Origin of the sequence: Novosphingobium subterraneum, assembly GCF_000807925.1 — a bacterium.
GTDB lineage: Bacteria > Pseudomonadota > Alphaproteobacteria > Sphingomonadales > Sphingomonadaceae > Novosphingobium > Novosphingobium subterraneum.
Map to the genome: position 1 here is coordinate 96,485 of NZ_JRVC01000022.1, position 17,936 is coordinate 114,420.

A 17,936-nucleotide genomic window follows, 5' to 3' on the forward strand; every position below is an offset into this window, starting at 1 on the left:
CCCTTACTCAGCCGCGACCGAGGCGGCTTCGAGGCGCTCGGCCTCCATCTGACGGAGCGCCCGCGCATAGTCGCGCGGCATGACCTTGACGAACTTCGCGAGCGATTCACCCCAGTTGTCGAGGATCTCGCGAGCGCGCTTGCTGCCGGTGTAGAGATGGTGGCGTTCCACCAGCACCCGCAGGCGTTCGGCATCGTGACGCAGCATGTCGCCCATGCCGTAGTCGTAGACATCGATCCCGCGCTGCTGCGGACGGCCTGTACCATCGTCTTCGTCGCGCTCTGCCGAGATCGGCAGGACATCGACCATCGCGCCGTTGACGAGCTGTGCGAAGTTGCCGTCGACGTCGTAGACGTAAGCGACGCCGCCCGACATGCCTGCCGCAAAGTTGCGTCCGGTCTTGCCGAGGACGACGACGACGCCGCCGGTCATGTATTCGCAGCCGTGATCGCCAGTGCCTTCGACTACCGCGAGGGCGCCCGAGTTGCGCACCGCGAAGCGCTCACCGCCGACGCCGTTGAAGTAGGCCTCACCGGCGATCGCACCATAGAGCACGGTGTTGCCGACGATGATGTTCTCGGTCGGGTCACGATCGACATGGCTCGGCTGGCGGACGATCACGCGGCCGCCCGACAGGCCCTTGCCGACATAGTCGTTGGCATCGCCGACGAGATCGAGCGTCACGCCATGCGCGAGGAACGCGCCGAACGACTGCCCTGCCACACCCTTGAACGAGATGTGGATGGTGTTGTCCGGCAGGCCCTTGTGCCCGTACTTCTTGGCCACTTCGCCCGAGAGCATCGCGCCGACCGTGCGGTTGACGTTGATGACCTTGCGTTCGAGGCGGACCGGTTCACCCTTGTCAAAGGCCGGAGCGCTGGCAGCGATCAGGTCCTTGTCGAGCGCGGCTTCGAGACCGTGATCCTGCGTCTCGCTCCAGTTCAGAGTCGTGCCTTCGACCGGCTCCACCTTGTGCAGCAGCTTCGACAGATCGACGCCCTGTGCCTTCCAGTGCGACACGGCCTTCTTCACGTCGAGGCGGTCCACGCGGCCGACCATCTCGGCAACCGTGCGGAAGCCCATTTCGGCCATGATCGCGCGCAGCTCTTCGGCGACGAAGAAGAAGTAGTTGATCACGTGTTCAGGCTGGCCGGTGAACCGCGCACGCAGGACCGGGTCCTGGGTGGCGACGCCGACCGGGCAAGTGTTGAGATGGCACTTGCGCATCATGATGCAGCCCGCCGCGATCAGCGGCGCGGTGGCAAAGCCGAACTCGTCAGCGCCGAGCAGCGCGGCAACCGCGACGTCACGGCCCGTGCGCAGGCCACCATCAGCCTGCACGCAGATGCGGCTGCGCAGATTGTTGAGCAGCAGGGTCTGCTGGGTTTCGGCAAGGCCGATTTCCCATGGGCTGCCGGCGTGCGTCAGGGAGGTCAGCGGCGAAGCACCGGTGCCGCCTTCGTAGCCCGAGATCGTCACGTGGTCGGCGCGTGCCTTGGACACGCCCGCTGCCACGGTGCCGACGCCCACTTCGGACACCAGCTTGACCGAGATGCGCGCGCCGGTGTTCACGTTCTTGAGATCGTGAATGAGCTGCGCGAGATCTTCGATCGAGTAGATGTCGTGGTGCGGCGGCGGCGAGATCAGGCCGACGCCCGGGGTCGAGTGACGGGTCTTGCCGATGGTCTTGTCGACCTTGTCACCCGGCAGCTGGCCGCCTTCACCGGGCTTTGCGCCCTGCGCCATCTTGATCTGCACGTCGTCGGCATTGACGAGGTATTCCGCGGTGACACCGAAGCGGCCCGATGCGACCTGCTTGATCGCCGAGCGCATCGAATCGCCATTGGCGAGCGGCTTGAAGCGCGCGGGGTCCTCACCACCTTCGCCGGTGTTCGACTTGCCGCCGATGCGGTTCATCGCCACGGCGAGCGTGGTGTGCGCCTCCCACGAGATCGAGCCGTAGCTCATCGCGCCGGTGGCGAAGCGCTTGACGATTTCGGCAGCTGGTTCAACTTCTTCAAGCGGGACCGGCTGATCAGCCTTCTTCAACTCCATCAACCCGCGGATGGTGAGCATCCGTTCAGACTGGTCGTTGATCGACTCTGCGAACTCACGATACTTTTCAGGCGTGTTGCCACGAACCGCGTGCTGCAGGTTGGCGATGTTCGATGCCGTCCAGGCATGCTCTTCGCCGCGCAGGCGCAGCTGGTACATGCCACCCACATCGAGCATCTTCTTGTAGATCGGATTGTCGCCATAGGCCGTGGCGTGACGGCGCACGGTCTCTTCCGCGATTTCCTTGAGGCCAACGCCTTCGATCGTCGTGGCGGTGCCGGTGAAATAGGCATTCACGAAATCGGTCGACAGGCCGACGGCGTCGAAGATCTGGGCACCGCAGTAGGACTGGTAGGTCGAGATGCCCATCTTGGACATGACCTTGAGGATGCCCTTGCCGATGGCCTTGATATAGTTCTTCTTGACGTCCTTGGCCTCGAGCGGAAGCTCCTTGGCAACGCGGATCTGCTCCAGCGTTTCGAACGCCAGATAGGGGTTGATCGCTTCGGCGCCGTAGCCCGCAAGCACGCAGAAGTGGTGAACTTCGCGCGCTTCGCCCGTTTCGACGACGAGACCGGTCTGCATGCGCAGCCCCTGACGGACGAGGTGCTGGTGCACTGCAGCCGTTGCCAGCGCGGCCGGCATCGGAATGCGCGATTCACACTGGGCGCGGTCAGACAGGATCAGGATGTTCTTGTCGGCGAGAACGGCTTCGGTGGCCGCCCAGCACATTTCCTTGATCGCCATTTCGAGGCCATCGGCGCCGCTGGCGGCATCCCATGTCGTGTCGATGGTACCGGTACGGAAGGCACCGTCGAGCGCGGCTTCGACCGAGCGGATCTTGGCGACGTCCTCGTTGGTCAGGATCGGCTGGTCGACTTCGAGGCGCTTGTGGGTGCCGGCATCGCGGCCAAGCAGGTTCGGGCGCGGCCCGATCATGCTGACCAGCGACATGACCAGTTCCTCGCGGATCGGGTCGATCGGCGGGTTGGTCACCTGCGCGAAGTTCTGCTTGAAGTAATCAAACAGCAGGCGCGAGCGGTTCGAAAGCACTGCGATCGGCGTGTCGGTGCCCATCGATCCGATCGGATCATCACCAGCAATGCCCATCGGTTCGAGGAACTTGGTGACGTCTTCCTGCGTGTAGCCGAAAGCCTGCTGGCGATCGAGCAGCGAGGTGGTTTCCACCGGCAGCGCCGCCAGCTCGGGCTCGATCACGTCGAGCTCCTTGAGCTTGTACTGCGCCTGGTCGAGCCATTCTTCGTAAGGCTCGGCATTGGCCAGCTCGGCCTTGATTTCCTCGTCCTCGATGATCTTGCCCTGCTCCATGTCGATCAGGAGCATGCGGCCGGGCTGGAGGCGCCACTTGCGGACGATGTCCTCCTCGCGGAAGGGCAGCACACCGCTTTCCGAAGCCATGCAGATCAGGTCATCACGGGTGATCGAGAAGCGTGCGGGGCGCAGGCCGTTGCGATCGAGCGTGGCGCCGATCTGGCGTCCGTCGGTGAACGCGACGGCCGCAGGACCATCCCACGGTTCCATGAGCGCGGCGTGGTATTCGTAGAAGGCGCGACGCTTGGAATCCATCAGCGGGTTGCCGGCCCAAGCCTCGGGCACGAGCATCATGACGGCGTGGGCAAGGCTGTAGCCACCGGCGAGCAGCAGTTCGAGCGCGTTGTCGAGGCTTGCGGTGTCAGACTGGCCGTGCGGGATCAGCGGCCACATCTTGTCGAGATCCGGGCCGAGCAGCTCGGATTCCATGGTGCGGCGGCGCGCGTTCATCCAGTTCACGTTGCCGCGAACGGTGTTGATCTCACCGTTATGGGCGATGAAGCGGAACGGGTGTGCCAGCTTCCAGCTCGGGAAGGTGTTGGTGCTGAAGCGCTGGTGCACGAGGCCCAGGGCCGAAACGCAATCCGGATCGCGCAGATCGTCATAGAATGAGCCAACCTGCGTTGCCAGCAGCAGGCCCTTGTAGACAATCGTGCGGGTCGAGAAGCTCGGCATGTAGAGCTGCGTCACGCCAGGAAGATTGTGCTTCTCGGCCATGGCGGCGAGCGGGTTCTGCGTCTGCTTGCGGATGGCGAGCAGCTTGCGCTCGAAAGCGTCCTGATCCGGCGTGTTGGCACCGCGCTTGATGAAGCACTGGCGGATCACCGGCATCGATTCGACGACGGCCTTGCCGAGGCCGTCCTGCGTGGTCGGCACGTCGCGCCAGCCGATCAGTTCCTGGCCTTCCTTGGCGATGAACTTCTCGAAGAATTCGGTCACGAACAGGCGCGCGGCCTCTTCCTGCGGCAGGAAGCACATGGCCACGGCATAATCGCCCGGCTGCGGCAGGTCCTTGCCTTCGGAAGCGGCCCACTTGCGGAACAACTGGTCGGGGATCTGGATCAGGATGCCAGCGCCATCGCCCAGCAGCGGATCGGCGCCGACGGCACCGCGATGGTCAAGATTGTGCAGAATTTCCAGCGCCTGGTCCACAATCGCATGGCTTTTCTGGCCTTTGATGTGGGCAATAAAGCCCACGCCACAGGCGTCATGCTCATTACGCGGATCGTACAGGCCCTGAAGCGGCGGAAATCCCATCTCGATGATCGTCCTACATCCAATAAGGCAATGGCCAAAAAGGCAGCGGCGCGCGAATCACCCTCGCGGAAAAGCGACGAAAATTGCGCGAAGTGCCCCCATGACTGCAGGAAAGTTATTTTGCAACCGCGCAAGGGCATCAAGTGCGCGGTTAATGCCGTAAATACGGTTGCGACATGGCAGAAAGTGCGGCTCCGCCGCGTCTTCCTGCCCGAAAGTGCCGCGAGGGACGTGGAAAACTAGCCCTGCGCGGTCATCCGCTGAAGCGTTGCCAGAGCGGCGCGAAGTGCCCGATCGGCCTCTTCGGGATCAGCCAGCGCACCGGGCGCATCTGGTGACGCATCGGGCAGGACTTCTGCCGGAGTCGAGGGCGCCGCCTGTCCAGGTGCTGCCAGGGGCGAACCCTGGACCGGCAGGATCGAGGGCCGTTCGAACCGGCGCAAGCCACCCTGCAGCGCCGAAACCTGCCCGGGAAAGACCACGGTCGGTTCAACGTCTGCGGGGGCGGGCTCGTCCTCCAGCGCAAGGCCATCGTCGATGCGGGGCGAGTGCTGGCGGAGCGAGGCGGGCCCCATGTCGAGCAGCGAAGGATAGCGCTCTTCCGCGACCTCGGGCTCGGCCGGATCATCGGTGGCGGGTGCGGATGTTTCCGGTGCAGACGCAGCCGGTGCGCGCAGGAAGCGGGCGAGCTGCGCGACTCCCTCCTGCTCGTCGTCTTCGTCAAGCGGCGGCGTCAGTTCAACGGCAAGCGGACGCAGCCGGACGACTCGCAGATCGTCGCGGACTTCATCAACCCGTTCGGGCTGAGGGGCTGCCACGGTTTCGACGGGAACAGGGTTTTCCGGCACCACTGGAGCCGCATAGGCGGAGGCCTCAAGCGGCGCGGCATCCCGCACGGGGGGTGCATGGCGGGCAATCGCGACGGCAAGACGTTCCACAAGCTGGACCATGCCCAGACCATCAAGCGGCGCGCGCTCGATCGGGGTCACCTGCGCGGCAGGGGCCTGAAGCAGGGGCTTGGGTGCCAGAACAGAGGCAGCGGGGATCTGCTCTGTCGGCCGAGCGGAATCGTGTTCGACATCGCGAGTCGCAACAGACGGCGCTTCAACTTCCTGCGTGAAGGCGGCCGGAGGCGCAAAGGCTGCGAACTGCTCTTCATCCGAATCGGCAGGGGCGGAAAACGGCCCGGCCCCGACCGAGCCCTCGGCCGCGCCTGCAGCGGCTTCGAGCAGACCTTCCAGGGCGAGCGGATCTTCATCGCGGGCGACCGGGGGATAGGCTGGGGAAGCATTCTCCCACGGCAGATAGCCGGGGAGCGGCGCATCCTCGGCCGGAACCTGCGGCTGACCTTCGTCGGCCAGCGACAATGCGCGCCGACGCAACGGCGCCACCAGATCTTCGGCGGGCGCGTCAAGCGGCTCACCAAGGTCCTCGGCAGGGTTCAAGACACGGCGGGGTTCGTCGGAACGATCAGCAGTCTCGTCACTGCGCTGCCTGCGGGCAGCGGACATGTCACGGCGGCGCACCGGCGCGGCCTCTCTGGGTGCGAGCTTGCGCCCTGCCACAAAGCCGATGATTGCGCCCAGCAGCAGCAGGCCAAGCGCCAGCAGCACGCGCGCGGTAAAGCCGAGTGGTGGAGCGGCCGCAGGGACGATTGCGGGAATCCCCAGCGCGACGACCGGACCTTCGAGCAGGGAGGGTGCCACGGCAAAGCTGCCGAGGCCGAAGAACGCTGCGAACCACAGGGATGTCACGACCGGAAACATCGGATGCGCGGTGATGGGCTTTGGCTTGCGCTTTGTCGCGGTCACGTGGGCGTCGTCCTGTCTGTTTCGGTCATCCTGCCGCCACCGGCGTCGCAGCTCAGGCCGCGACTGATGGCAGTTCGTGATTCGGTAACAGGGCTTGGTAAACAGGTAGATAACGTCTGACGTTGCCAGCCCAGTCGTGGCGTTCACGGACGAACGCCTTGGCAACTTCGCGCCGGGTGTGCCATCCGTCGCGGGAGCCGAGCAGATCGGCAAGGGCCGTGGCAAGGCCGGCCGGATCGTCGGGCGGGAACAGGGTGCCGGTCCTGCCGTGCTCGATCAGTTCGCGATGCCCACCGACGTCCGAGGCGCTGACCAGCTTGCCTTGCGCCATGGCTTCAAGCGGCTTCAAGGGGCTGACGAGATCGGTCAGCCGCATCGCCTTCCGCGGATAGCAGACCACGTCGACCAAGGAGTAATAGCGATCCACCTCGTGATGCGGCACGCGGCCCACAAAGCGGATGGCGTCTGCTACCGCCGAGGCCTGCGCCTGCGCGCGCAAGTCCGCTTCGGCAGGGCCCCCGCCAACCATCAGCAGGCGCGCGTCAGGCACGCGAGCGACGATGGCCGGCATTGCCGCAATCAGGTCGTCGAGACCTTCGTAAGGGTAGAAGCTGCCGAGGAAGCCGATCACTGGCCCCTCTCCCAGCCCCAGTTCGTTTGCCAGCCCGGCATCGCGCGGCAGCGGTTCGCCGAACAGGTCGAGGTCGACGCCGTTGGGCATGATCGACAGTTTCTCCGGTGCAAAGCCGCGGGCGATCAGATCGGCCCGCAGGCCTTCGCAGATCGTCACGACGCGGTTGGCGCCACTGACGACATCGTTTTCCAGCACGCGCGTCAGCCAGTACCTGGCCGAGCCTTCGCGCCCCGTTCCATTGCCGACGGCGGCGTCCTCCCAGAACGCACGGATCTCATAGACGACCGGGATGCCGAGCTTGCGCCCGGCCCGGAGTGCCGCAAGGCCGCACAGCGCCGGCGAATGGGCGTGAAGCACATCTGGCCGCCATTCGCGCGCGATGGCGACGATGCGCTCGGCCAGCATTGCAACTTCGGACCATTCGCGCACCAGCGGGAGGCCGCCCGCCGTGCCGCCAGCGCGGTAAAAGGTCAGGCCATCGACGACTTCGGGATCGCTCGGCATGGGCGCCGTGTGGCGCTGCCCGGTCACGGCGCGGACCTCCAGCCCCATCGCCGCCTGCGCCTTGAGGATGGCGCGGGTGCGGAAGGTGTAGCCGCTGTGCATCGGCAGCGAATGATCGAGAACGTGGAGCACGCGTGTCATGGTCAACGCTCTGCCATGGAAGGCTTAACGCCGCGTCAACCTCGATCGGCTAGCGCAAGTCCTGCAATGATCGACAAGTTCACGATAATCCTGCCGCACGTGCTGATGGCGATCGCCATCTGGCGCCTGCTGCATCGTGACGATCTCAACGACGACCCTTCCCTGCCGAGCCGCAAGACGCCGTTCCGCAAAGGCCGCGAGCAGGCGCCGAGCGGTGGCGATGCTTGACCTGTTCCTGCTGTCCTGCGTGCTCGGCTTCATCGGCGCGGGCTTTCGCAAGCCGTTCATCTTCGTGCTGGCCTACAGCTACATCGACATCGTCGCGCCGCAGAAGGTCAGTTGGGGCATCCTCAGCCACATCCCGGTATCTCTGATCGCGTTCCTTTGCGCTTTCCTCTCGTGGTTCGTGGCCGAGGACAAGAACGGCATCCGCATCTCGCTGCGCCAGTTCCTGCTGCTGACCCTGCTGGTCTACTGCGGGCTGACGACGCAGGCCGCCGACTTCCCCGTGGAAGCGGCGGAGAAGTGGGCGTGGGTGTGGAAGGCGCTGCTGTGGGCGCTGTTCCTGCCCCTCACCCTGCGCACCCGCCTGAGAATCGAGGCGATCACGCTGATCCTGGCTCTGTCGATCGGAGTGATCGTGATCGGCGGCGGGATCAAGACTGCGGCAGGCGGCGGGGGCTACGGCGAATTGCGCCTGCTGGTGAACGACAATACCGGGCTCTACGAAGGTTCGATCATCTCGGCCGTCGCCATCGCGGTAATCCCGCTGGCGCTTTGGCTGTCGCGCTATGGCACGATCTTTCCGCCCGACTGGCGGGTGAAGATCTTTGCCTGGGCGCTGTGCTTTGCCTGCGCGCTGATGCCGATCGGCACGGGCGCGCGCACCGGCCTGGTCTGCGTCGTCGTTCTGGCGGCCATGATCCTGCGCACGGCCAAGCGACGCATGCTGATCGTCTCGGTCATGGCGGCCGGTGCCCTGATCGCGGTCCCGCTCCTGCCAAAGGAGTTCACGGACCGGATGAGCACGATCAGGAACCACCAGTCCGACCAATCCGCCTCGACGCGCGTGGCGGTATGGAAGTGGACGATCGAGTTCGCCAAGCGCCATCCTTTCGGCGGCGGGTTCGAGGCCTATCGCCAGAACAAGCTGACGTACGATACCGTCAAGGCCGACTACGCCGGCGACAACAATGCCGCGCTCGAATACCAGCCGATCGTCGAGCAAGGGCGCGCCTACCATTCGAGCTATTTCGAGATGCTGGGCGAGCAGGGCTACCCCGGCCTGGCGCTATGGCTGTCGCTGCACCTTCTGGGCGTATGGCAGATGGAATTGCTGCGACGACGCTATGGCAAGGAGACCTCCGAAGAGTTCCGCTGGGTCGCGCCGCTTGCCGAAGCGTTGCAGCAGGCGCAGGTCATCTACCTGGTCGGCTCCACCTTCGTCGGCATCGCGTTCCAGCCGTTCTGCTACATGCTGGTCGGCCTGCAATGCGGTCTGTGGGCCTATATCAAACGGGTGCGGACGGCACAGCCGCAGCCTTTCCGCAAGGCAACGCAGCAGCCTGCGCCGCGCCCCGCCACGGCTTAACCACACACTTAAACCCGCTTGCTCCGCGTCCGGCTTGTCGCCATTGTGCCTGCCGAGAGACATCAGCAGGAGAGCGCATCGCCATGACGACATTCCTTCCGCCCGAGGAAATCAAGGCTCGGATCGGCCAGGTGGTCGGCACGTCGAACTGGATCGAGATCACGCAGGAGCGCGTGAACAAGTTTGCCGAGGCGACCGGCGATTTCCAGTTCATCCACGTTGACCCGGAAAAGGCGAAGCTGACCCCGTTCGGTGGCCCCATTGCGCACGGCTTCCTGACGCTGTCGCTGATTCCGCTGCTGACGATGGAAAGCGATTGCCCGCGGCCCGAACATATCAAGATGGGCGTCAACTACGGCGGCAACCGCACGCGCTTCCTTGCGCCGGTGCGCGTCGGCAAGCGTGTGCGCGGCGTGTTCAAGCTGCTCGAGATGGACGAGAAGCGTCCCGGTCAGTGGCAGCAGACCATGGAGATCACCATCGAGATCGAGGGCGAGGCCAAGCCCGCGCTGCAGTGCGAGTGGATCACGCAGTTCTTTGTCTGAGGCCGGCCAGGCTGGCGGAGATTGCGCGCACCAGATGAAATAGCAGGTGCCGCGCAATTGCCGGGGCCTTGGCCAGACCAAGCCCGGGGCGCGCCTTGCAAGCCTGCCACAGCATCCCCAGCCGGGCATCCAGGCGGCTTGCCAGGCCGTGCTCAAGAAGCACCCGCGCCCGCAGTCCGGCATCGTCCACTGCGGCAAGTTCGCGCCGTATGATCTGGCCGACGAGGCGGTGGATCCTGAGCGCGCGCGTGTCAGTCAGGCTCCCCTCATGACGTCGATAGAGATAGAGGTCCTCATCTAGGGTGACAAAACGGAACCTGCGCGCTGCCCGCAGCCAGAAGTCGTAGTCCTCGACGCCGAACAGCGCAGTGTCATACCCCCCAAGCACTTCGGTCACTTTGGCCCGATAGAGAAACGCCGCGCCGATGCGGTTGCCGAACAGTATCTCGGAAGCTGGCCCGACCTTCTGAAAGCCAATGATGCGGCCCTGCCCGTCGATCACGCTGTAGTTGGCGTGGGCAATGGCCGCATCGGGGTTGGCATCAAGCGTCTGGACCAGGCGTTCCAGCATGTGGGGACGCGCGATGTTGTCGTCCGATGTCCAGGTATGCAATGGCCCGCGTGCAGCAGCGAAACCCGTGTTGAGAGCGCCCGGCAGGCCCTTGTTGGGCCGATTGGTGATGATGCGGATGCGCTCGTCGGCTGCGGCATGGCGCGTGAGGATAGCGGGCGTGCTGTCGGTGGAACCGTCGTCGACGCAGATCAGCTCGAAATCTGCAAAGGTCTGGTCGAGGACCGATTGTATCGCGTCATCGAGGAAGGCAGCGCCATTGTGCACCGGCAGCACGATGCTGACGCGGGGCGATGCTCCGCGTCCCGGTCCGCCGATAGAATGCGCTCCCTTGTCCACAAGGCCACCTCTGCCATTTCAAGGCATCCGCGATCTTGCCGGAAAGTTGCGCAATATTGCAGAGAAGTGGAAAGCCGACCTGTGCCGGATTGGCACGGTCGGCTTCGGGATTTGACGCTTCTTGCCGTTATTCAGGCGATGACGCTGAGCTTGCGGCCTTTCGCCTTCTTCTCGAACTGGGCGATCCACTGTTCGACCACCGGGGCGATCGACGAGCGCCAGCGCGAGCCGTTGAAGATGCCGTAATGGCCGACTTCGGGGGCGAGCAGATATTGCTTCATGTCCTCGGGCAGGTTCGGCGTGACCTTGAGAGCAGCCTTGGTCTGGCCGATGCCCGAAATGTCGTCGCGCTCGCCCTCGATGCACAGGATTGCGGTGTCGGTGATCGCGCCAAGGTCCACGGCCTGGCCACGGTGAATGAACTCGCCCTTGGGCAGTGCGTGGCGCTGGAACACGACATCCACCGTCTGCAGGTAGAACTCGGCGGGAAGATCGCAGACCGCGCGATATTCGTCGTAGAAGGCCTTGGTGGCTTCGGCGCTCTCGTCGGCCCCGGCGTTCATGTGCTGGAACAGCTTGTAGTGGCTCATCATGTGACTGCCGAGGTTCATCGACATGAAGCTGGCGAGCTGCACGAAGCCCGGATAGACGCGGCGTCCCTCACCCGGATAGTTGGTTGGCACGGTGGTGATCACGTTGTGCTTGAACCAGACATAGGGCTTGGTGATTGCGTGGTCGTTGACTGCAGTCGGGCTTTCGCGCGTGTCGATCGGCCCGCCCATCATCGTCAGGGTTACCGGGCGGCAGGGGTGCTTGCTGGCGCCCATGATCGCGGTGGCGGCGAAGGCCGGCACGGACGGCTGGCACACCGCCATCATGTGCGCACCTTCACCGATATGCTCGAGGAAGCCGGTCAGGTAATCGATGTAATCGTCGAGGTCGAAGGTGCCTTCGGCCAGCGGCACATACTTCGCATCGGCCCAGTCGGTGATGTAGACCACGCAGCGTTCGAGCATGCGTTCGACCGTGCCGCGCAGCAGCGTGGCGTAGTGCCCGCTCATCGGTGCGACGATCAGCAGGCGCGGCGCATTCTTGGGCAGGCCATCGTGGGTGAACATCTTGAGGTCACCGAACGGGCGCGTAACGACCGTTGTTTCCTTGACCGCATGGGCCGTGCCGTCGACATGGACGACCTTGATGCCGAACGCGGGCTTGCCGCGCGGCGCTGCTGCATGCGCGAACACATCGAGCGCGTTGGCGAGGGTCTGCGAGGGGCCGACGCCCGCCCACGGGTTGCGTGGATCGGTCAGCGCATCGGCCATCATCGAGGCCCAGGCGCTGCCCGCGTTCATCAGCGAGCGCTGAATTTCATAAGCCTTATAGAGCACTGCGAACACCTTCTGATTATGGCCTGCCCAAAGAGCGGGAGTCGTTTGTATACAGATTGCCGCGATTCGATTGTTTGTGCAACGCAACAAATATCCGGTCATGTTGCGGGTTCCCTAACCGCCCCCTTTCGGTAATCCCCGCCATCGGCTAGGCACGCGGCCATGGACGAGGAAACCAAGAGCCCGCCGACCGCTGCCGAGCCCGCCCCCAAGGCCAAGACCCTCGGGCCGCTGCGCATGATCTGGCGCGAGGCGCTGAAGTATCCCCGCCAACTGGCATTTGCAGCACTGGCGCTGCTGACGACCTCGGCAGCCACACTCGCCATTCCATCGGGCTTCCGCCTGATCATCGACAAAGGCTTTGCCGCTGGCGCCAATGTCGATGACCTGGGACGCTGGTTCCAGTATCTGCTGCTGATCGTGCTGGTTCTGGCGATCGGCACGGCTTGCCGCTTCTACTTTGTTTCCTGGCTGGGTGAGCGCGTGGTCGCCGACATCCGCCTGCGCGTGCAGCAGAATCTCTTGCGCCTGCCGCCGTCCTTCTTCGAGACCAACAGCCCGAAGGAAATCTCCTCGCGGATGACTTCGGACACCGCCATCATCGAACAAGTGGTAGGCACGACGGTTTCGGTCGCGTTGCGCAACACGATCACGGCCATCGGCGGCCTCGGTTACCTGTTCTACCTGGCGCCGAAACTGACGGCGATCCTCATGGTCGGCATCCCGCTGGTCGTCGGCCCGATCGTGTTCTTCGGGCGGCGCGTCCGCAATGTCTCCCGGTCGAGCCAGGATCGCGTGGCGGGCATCGGCGTGATCGTGGCCGAAGTCCTCGGCGCAATGAAGATCGTGCAGGCCTTTGGACAGGAGAAGCGCGAGCTCGAGCGTTTCGGCGAGCGCGTCGAGGCGACCTTCCAGACCGCGCTTCGCCGCATAAGCCTGCGCGCGGTGATGACCGCGATCGTCATCCTGCTGGTGTTCGGCGGGATCACCATGCTGGTGTGGGAAGGCGCCGTCGGCGTCGCACAGGGGACAATCAGCGGCGGCACCATCTTCGCCATCGTCATCACGGCAGGCCTTGTTGCCGGTGCGGCAGGGGCCTTGTCGGAAGTCTATGGCGATCTGCTGCGCGGGGCCGGCGCTGCCGGACGGCTCAATGAACTGCTTCGCGAGGAGCCGGAAATCTCGGCCCCCGCCCGCCCCACGGCCCTGCCCGTGCCGCCGCGCGGCCAGATCGCGTTCCAGAACGTGACCTTCCGCTATCCTTCGCGGCCCGAAGTCCTCGCCCTCGACGACTTCTCGTTGACGGTCGAGCCGGGTGAAACCGTCGCCATCGTCGGCCCGTCAGGCGCTGGCAAGTCGACCCTGTTCCTCCTCGCCCAGCGCTTCTACGATCCGCACGGCGGCATGATCCGCATCGACGGCGTGCCGCTGACCAGCGCCGACCCTGCCGAAATCCGCGCGCGCACCGCGCTCGTCCCGCAGGACGCCACGCTGTTCGCAGCTTCGGCGCGCGACAACCTGCGCTATGGCAACTGGCAGGCCAGCGACGAGGCCATCTGGGAAGCGGCCCGCGCGGCGAATGCCGAACAGTTCCTGCGCGATTTGCCGCAGGGCCTCGACACGTTCCTGGGCGAGGACGGCGCCCGCCTCTCTGGTGGCCAGCGCCAGCGCATCGCCATCGCCCGCGCCGTGCTGCGCAATTCGCCGATCCTGCTGCTCGATGAAGCGACCTCCGCGCTCGACGCCGAAAGCGAGCGGCTGGTCCAGGAAGCGCTCGACCGCCTGATGCAGGACCGCACCACGCTGGTCATCGCCCACCGTCTCGCCACGATCCGGGCGGCAGACCGCATCGTCGTCATGGATGCCGGCAAGATCGTGGAACAGGGCACCCATGCCAGCCTGACGGCGGCAGACGGGCTCTATGCGCGGCTTGCCCGCCTGCAGTTCGAAGGGCTTGCCGCCTAACACCTTGACTTGATGCTGCACTGCGGCAAACGCTTGGGACATCATGGACACGATCGTCACCGCCATCCTGCTCGGCATCGTCGAGGGCCTCACCGAGTTCCTGCCGGTCTCCTCGACCGGGCACCTCATCCTCGCCACCGAGCTGTTCGGCTATGACGCGCACCAGTGGGCGATGTTCAACGTCGTCATCCAGCTGGGCGCGATCCTTGCGGTGGTGGTGCAGTACTGGCGCACGTTCTGGGCCGTGGGCATGGGCCTGCTCAAGCTGAACCCCATGTCGCTGCGGTTCCTGCGCAATCTGCTGGCGGCGTTCGTTCCCTCTGCAATTCTCGGCCTTGCCCTGAAAGACTACATTGACGTGCTGCTGGGCAGCCCCTCCGTCGTCTGCTGGGCTCTCATCGTGGGCGGGGTGGCGATCCTGCTGATCGAACGCAGCGCGAAGACTGGCGAACTGACCGGGATTGGCGAACTGCCGCTGCGTCAGGCCCTCGGCGTGGGCGCCGCACAGTGCCTGGCCATGGTTCCCGGAGTCAGCCGGTCCGGCGCGACGATCATGGGCGCGCTCGCCATGGGCATCGAACGCCGCACTGCGGCCGAATTCAGCTTCTTCCTCGCCATCCCGACAATGCTGGGCGCCACCACGCTCGAACTGCTCGACAACCGCGATGCCCTGATGAACGGCACGATGGGTGTGGGCTGGACCGAGATTGCCATCGGTTTCGCCGTATCCTTCGTGGTCGCGCTCGCGGTTATCAGGATGTTCGTGGCATATGTCAGCAAGTCCGGCTTCAGGCCCTTTGCGTGGTACCGCATTGTGGCTGGCGCAGTCGCGCTCGTCTGGCTGGGGATGCGCTGACACCGACAAGGCCCGAAACGCCCCACCGCTTTTGCGGAACCAAGTTCATCGTCGGGATTTTAACCGACAACTGAACTTCAAAGGGGTACTTACCATGGGCCTTATCATTCTTCTCGTCGTCGGCGGCATTCTTGGCTGGCTTGCCAGCATCGTGATGCGCACCGACGCGCAGCAGGGCATCTTCCTGAACATCGTCGTCGGCATTGTCGGCGCGCTGCTGGGCGGCTTCCTGCTCGCTCCGCTGATCGGCGGCGGTTCGATCACCGACGGCATTTCGGCCGGCACGCTGATCGTCTCGTTCCTCGGCGCCCTGATCCTGCTGGCGATCGTGAACCTCGTTCGTCGCGGCTCGGTTCGCTAATCCGCGAAATTCCAACTTTCAACCTGAAGGCGGTCACTTTGGCCGCCTTCTCCATACCTGAAGGGGACTGACATGAAGGCAATTTTCAAGGGCGCGATGATGGCGTCTGTCGTGGCGATGGGCCTCGGCCTTTCGGCTTGCGACAGCGCGCAGGAAAACGCCGCCGAAGATCAGGCTGGCGCCGTGCGTGAATCGTCGGAAGCCGCTGCTGACACCATGGAAGACAAGGCCGACGCCATGGGCGGCGCTTCGGAAGACGCCATGGAAGCCAAGGCTGATGCCGTCCGCAATGCCGGCGAAGCCAAGGCCGACGCCATGGAAGACAAGGCCGACACGATGGACAAGACCCCGGGTTGATCCCGCTCTTTTCCGCCTAACGGCCAAGGAAGCCCGGCGCACCCTGGAAGGCGCCGGGCTTTTTGCTGTCTGCTAGACGGCGTGCGACCTAGACAGGCGTCGCGCCCGAACCGCGCCCGCCGCGCAAGTGATACTCGAGCGTGCCTCTATGGAGGACGTCATCGACGTCGATCACCGCGGTGTTGGCATAAGTGAACCCGGCGCCGAGGCCGCGATAGAGCCGGTCGAAGTCGCGCTCCACGGTCTGGTGATAGAGGTCCGCGAAGCTCTCGATCACGAAGTAGGTCGGCTGCAGATCATCGATCACGTAATCGGTGCGCATGACGCGGTCGACATTGAGCATGATCCGGTTGGGCGATTGCCCTTCAAGCGCGAATACGGCTTCTGCCGGTCCCGAAAGAATGCCGGCGCCGTAGACCTTCGGCATGCCGTCCTCCATCACCAGCCCGAATTCCACCGTATACCAATAGAGCGCACCGAGCGACTTGAGCCGGTTGTGGCGCATCGCTTTCCATCCGGCGCGGCCGTACTCCTGCATGTAATCGGCATATGTCGGGTCGGTCAGCATCGGGACGTGGCCGAACACGTCGTGGAAGACATCGGGCTCCTGGATATAATCGAAAGCCTCGCGCGTGCGGATGAAGTTGCCTGCCGGGAAGCGCCGGTTAGCCAGGTGCCAGAAGAACACGTGATCCGGGATCAGCATCGGCACCGGCACCACGCTCCAGCCGGTCAGCGCGCCGAGTTCCTCGGACAGGCGGCCGAAGTCCGGCACGCCACCCCGGCTGAGGTCCAGCCGCTCCAGTCCGCGCAGGAACGCACTGCAAGCCCGCCCCGGCAGCACCTCCATCTGACGGGCATAGAGTTCGTCCCAGATTGCGTGCTCCTCGGAAGCATAGCGCCGCTGGGCGGGCTCCAGCCAATCCTCCCCGACTCGCGCTGGACGTTTGAGCGGCGCGGTGTAGACCCCTTTCGGCAGATCGGGCAGTCGCGAAAAATCCGTGGGAAGGTTGGCAGTGCTCATCGTCTCTCAATCTGGTTTCGTCTGCAACTATTAGCACGGTAGCTCCCATCCGGCAAATATCGCTGACAGTCTCTCCTCGCTTGACTTTGCCCTGATTCTCCCCCAACGGCCCCACCCTGTGACGGCGGCGTGGAAACGCGCCGCCACATTCGTTTTCAGATTCGCGCGCGAAAGTTCAGGATAGAGCCATGGCAAAGCCCACCACCGTCAAGATCCGTCTGGTCTCGACCGCTGACACCGGCTTCTTCTACGTGACCAAGAAGAATCCCCGCAACACGACCGAGAAGATGACCTTCCGCAAGTATGATCCGGTCGTGCGCAAGCACGTCGAGTTCAAGGAAGCGAAGATCAAGTAATCAGCGCATCTGCGCTTTACCCGTGAAGCCCGTCCCGCCATTTTCGGAACCGGGACGGTTCACGGCGAGTTCAACGCCGACACTGCAAGGAACGGCGATGAACAACACAATCTTCTCGACTCGCAAAATGGGCCGTCCTTTGGCGGCCCTTTCGCTTGCCTTCGCTGCGGCCACGCCCGCAACGCTTCTCGCGCCGACTGTGGCGCAGGCACAGGCCTCGGACATCGACCGCGCGGTCTCTGCGCTGCGCGGCATTTCGACGCTGCGCGCAAACTTCACGCAGACCGACCGTTCGGGCCAGAGCGTTTCGGGCGTGCTGACGATGAAGCAGCCCGGCAAGATCCGCTTCCAGTACCAGAAGGGCGTGCCGCTGCTGATCGTGGGTGACGGCAGGGCGCTCACCATGATCGACTACGAGGTCCGCCAGGTTCAGCGCTGGCCGATCAAGAACAGCCCCTTGGGCGCACTGCTCGATCCCAACAAGGACGTCGCGCGCTTCGCCAAGCAGCTGCCAACCGGCGATCCGGGCGTGATCAGCCTGCAAGTGCGCGATCCCAAGCACCCCGAATACGGCACGATCACCATGATCTTTGTCCGTAACGGCAATGCACCGGGTGGCCTGCAGCTCGATTCGTGGGTTGCGCTCGATTCGCAGAACAAGCGCACCACGGTGCGCCTTTCGGGCCACCAGTACGGCGTGGCGGTGAACGACAGCACCTTCCGCTGGACCGACCCGCGCCGCCCCGTGACGCGCTGAGCCGACTCACTTGTAAAACCTGCTCCCCCGCGAAGGCGGGGGGTCTTCATCGGCTTGCGCGGACGTTTCGTAACCCCAACAAGGTCCCCGCC

At 64.4% G+C, this 17,936-nt stretch carries 16 protein-coding genes; 10 read left to right on the forward strand and 6 right to left on the reverse strand.

Annotated features, from left to right (window positions below; all coding sequences use genetic code 11):
• Nucleotides 1–3: 3 nt before the first annotated feature.
• Complete coding sequence (gene gltB, locus NJ75_RS18550) at nucleotides 4–4,584, reverse strand: glutamate synthase large subunit (RefSeq protein WP_236727190.1); 4,581 nt, start codon at nucleotides 4,582–4,584, stop codon at nucleotides 4–6.
• Here gltB and NJ75_RS25185 point away from each other — a divergent pair.
• On the forward strand, nucleotides 4,501–4,887 hold the full coding sequence (locus NJ75_RS25185; RefSeq protein WP_236727191.1) for a hypothetical protein: 387 nt from the start codon (nucleotides 4,501–4,503) through the stop codon (nucleotides 4,885–4,887). The two genes, gltB and NJ75_RS25185, sit on opposite strands and share 84 nt — an antisense overlap.
• Here NJ75_RS25185 and NJ75_RS18555 read toward each other — a convergent pair.
• Together NJ75_RS18555 and NJ75_RS18560 are read right to left on the reverse strand one after the other, a co-directional pair.
• Nucleotides 4,884–6,455: a hypothetical protein gene (locus NJ75_RS18555; RefSeq protein ID WP_039337189.1), complete on the reverse strand. Its 1,572-nt coding sequence runs from the start codon at nucleotides 6,453–6,455 to the stop codon at nucleotides 4,884–4,886. The two genes, NJ75_RS25185 and NJ75_RS18555, sit on opposite strands and share 4 nt — an antisense overlap.
• A gap of 52 nt (nucleotides 6,456–6,507) precedes the next feature.
• On the reverse strand, nucleotides 6,508–7,734 hold the full coding sequence (locus NJ75_RS18560; protein ID WP_039337191.1) for a TIGR04063 family PEP-CTERM/XrtA system glycosyltransferase: 1,227 nt from the start codon (nucleotides 7,732–7,734) through the stop codon (nucleotides 6,508–6,510).
• Nucleotides 7,735–7,800: 66 nt separating this feature from the next.
• On the opposite strand from NJ75_RS18560, the gene NJ75_RS24460 reads away from it, so the two are divergent.
• The 3 genes from NJ75_RS24460 (at nucleotide 7,801) to NJ75_RS18570 (ending at nucleotide 9,870) form a co-directional block, all read left to right on the forward strand.
• Nucleotides 7,801–7,962, forward strand: coding sequence for a hypothetical protein (locus NJ75_RS24460; protein WP_156135860.1), 162 nt, complete (start codon nucleotides 7,801–7,803; stop codon nucleotides 7,960–7,962).
• Nucleotides 7,955–9,325, forward strand: a complete 1,371-nt coding sequence (locus NJ75_RS18565) for a putative O-glycosylation ligase, exosortase A system-associated (protein WP_039337193.1) — start codon at nucleotides 7,955–7,957, stop codon at nucleotides 9,323–9,325. Before NJ75_RS24460 ends, NJ75_RS18565 begins: the two co-directional genes overlap by 8 nt.
• An 83-nt stretch (nucleotides 9,326–9,408) precedes the next feature.
• The gene (locus NJ75_RS18570; RefSeq protein WP_039337195.1) at nucleotides 9,409–9,870 is read left to right on the forward strand and encodes a MaoC family dehydratase; all 462 of its coding nucleotides are present in this window, start codon (nucleotides 9,409–9,411) and stop codon (nucleotides 9,868–9,870) included.
• On the opposite strand, the gene NJ75_RS18575 is transcribed toward NJ75_RS18570, so the two are convergent.
• Together NJ75_RS18575 and NJ75_RS18580 are read right to left on the reverse strand one after the other, a co-directional pair.
• Complete coding sequence (locus tag NJ75_RS18575) at nucleotides 9,851–10,780, reverse strand: glycosyltransferase family 2 protein (protein ID WP_052242640.1); 930 nt, start codon at nucleotides 10,778–10,780, stop codon at nucleotides 9,851–9,853. The genes NJ75_RS18570 and NJ75_RS18575 overlap by 20 nt on opposite strands.
• Before the next feature lie 131 nt (nucleotides 10,781–10,911).
• Nucleotides 10,912–12,168 (reverse strand): polyhydroxyalkanoate depolymerase, encoded by a 1,257-nt coding sequence (locus NJ75_RS18580; RefSeq protein WP_039337300.1) that lies wholly within the window; start codon nucleotides 12,166–12,168, stop codon nucleotides 10,912–10,914.
• A gap of 162 nt (nucleotides 12,169–12,330) precedes the next feature.
• On the opposite strand from NJ75_RS18580, the gene NJ75_RS18585 reads away from it, so the two are divergent.
• The 4 genes from NJ75_RS18585 to NJ75_RS18600 all read left to right on the forward strand — a co-directional run bounded on the left by NJ75_RS18585 (nucleotide 12,331) and on the right by NJ75_RS18600 (nucleotide 15,707).
• Nucleotides 12,331–14,133, forward strand: coding sequence for an ABC transporter transmembrane domain-containing protein (locus NJ75_RS18585; protein WP_039337197.1), 1,803 nt, complete (start codon nucleotides 12,331–12,333; stop codon nucleotides 14,131–14,133).
• A gap of 43 nt (nucleotides 14,134–14,176) precedes the next feature.
• Nucleotides 14,177–14,989, forward strand: a complete 813-nt coding sequence (locus tag NJ75_RS18590) for an undecaprenyl-diphosphate phosphatase (protein WP_039337199.1) — start codon at nucleotides 14,177–14,179, stop codon at nucleotides 14,987–14,989.
• Between the two features lie 94 nt (nucleotides 14,990–15,083).
• Complete coding sequence (locus NJ75_RS18595) at nucleotides 15,084–15,350, forward strand: GlsB/YeaQ/YmgE family stress response membrane protein (protein ID WP_039337201.1); 267 nt, start codon at nucleotides 15,084–15,086, stop codon at nucleotides 15,348–15,350.
• Between the two features lie 72 nt (nucleotides 15,351–15,422).
• Nucleotides 15,423–15,707 (forward strand): hypothetical protein, encoded by a 285-nt coding sequence (locus tag NJ75_RS18600; RefSeq protein ID WP_052242641.1) that lies wholly within the window; start codon nucleotides 15,423–15,425, stop codon nucleotides 15,705–15,707.
• Between the two features lie 88 nt (nucleotides 15,708–15,795).
• Here the strand turns inward: NJ75_RS18600 and phhA are convergent, their stop codons facing one another.
• Nucleotides 15,796–16,731, reverse strand: coding sequence for a phenylalanine 4-monooxygenase (gene phhA / locus NJ75_RS18605; protein WP_039337203.1), 936 nt, complete (start codon nucleotides 16,729–16,731; stop codon nucleotides 15,796–15,798).
• A gap of 188 nt (nucleotides 16,732–16,919) precedes the next feature.
• On the opposite strand from phhA, the gene rpmG reads away from it, so the two are divergent.
• Nucleotides 16,920–17,087 (forward strand): 50S ribosomal protein L33, encoded by a 168-nt coding sequence (gene rpmG / locus NJ75_RS18610; protein WP_011446825.1) that lies wholly within the window; start codon nucleotides 16,920–16,922, stop codon nucleotides 17,085–17,087.
• Between the two features lie 97 nt (nucleotides 17,088–17,184).
• Nucleotides 17,185–17,844: a LolA family protein gene (locus tag NJ75_RS18615; RefSeq protein WP_052242642.1), complete on the forward strand. Its 660-nt coding sequence runs from the start codon at nucleotides 17,185–17,187 to the stop codon at nucleotides 17,842–17,844.
• The last annotated feature ends 92 nt before the right edge of the window (nucleotides 17,845–17,936 follow it).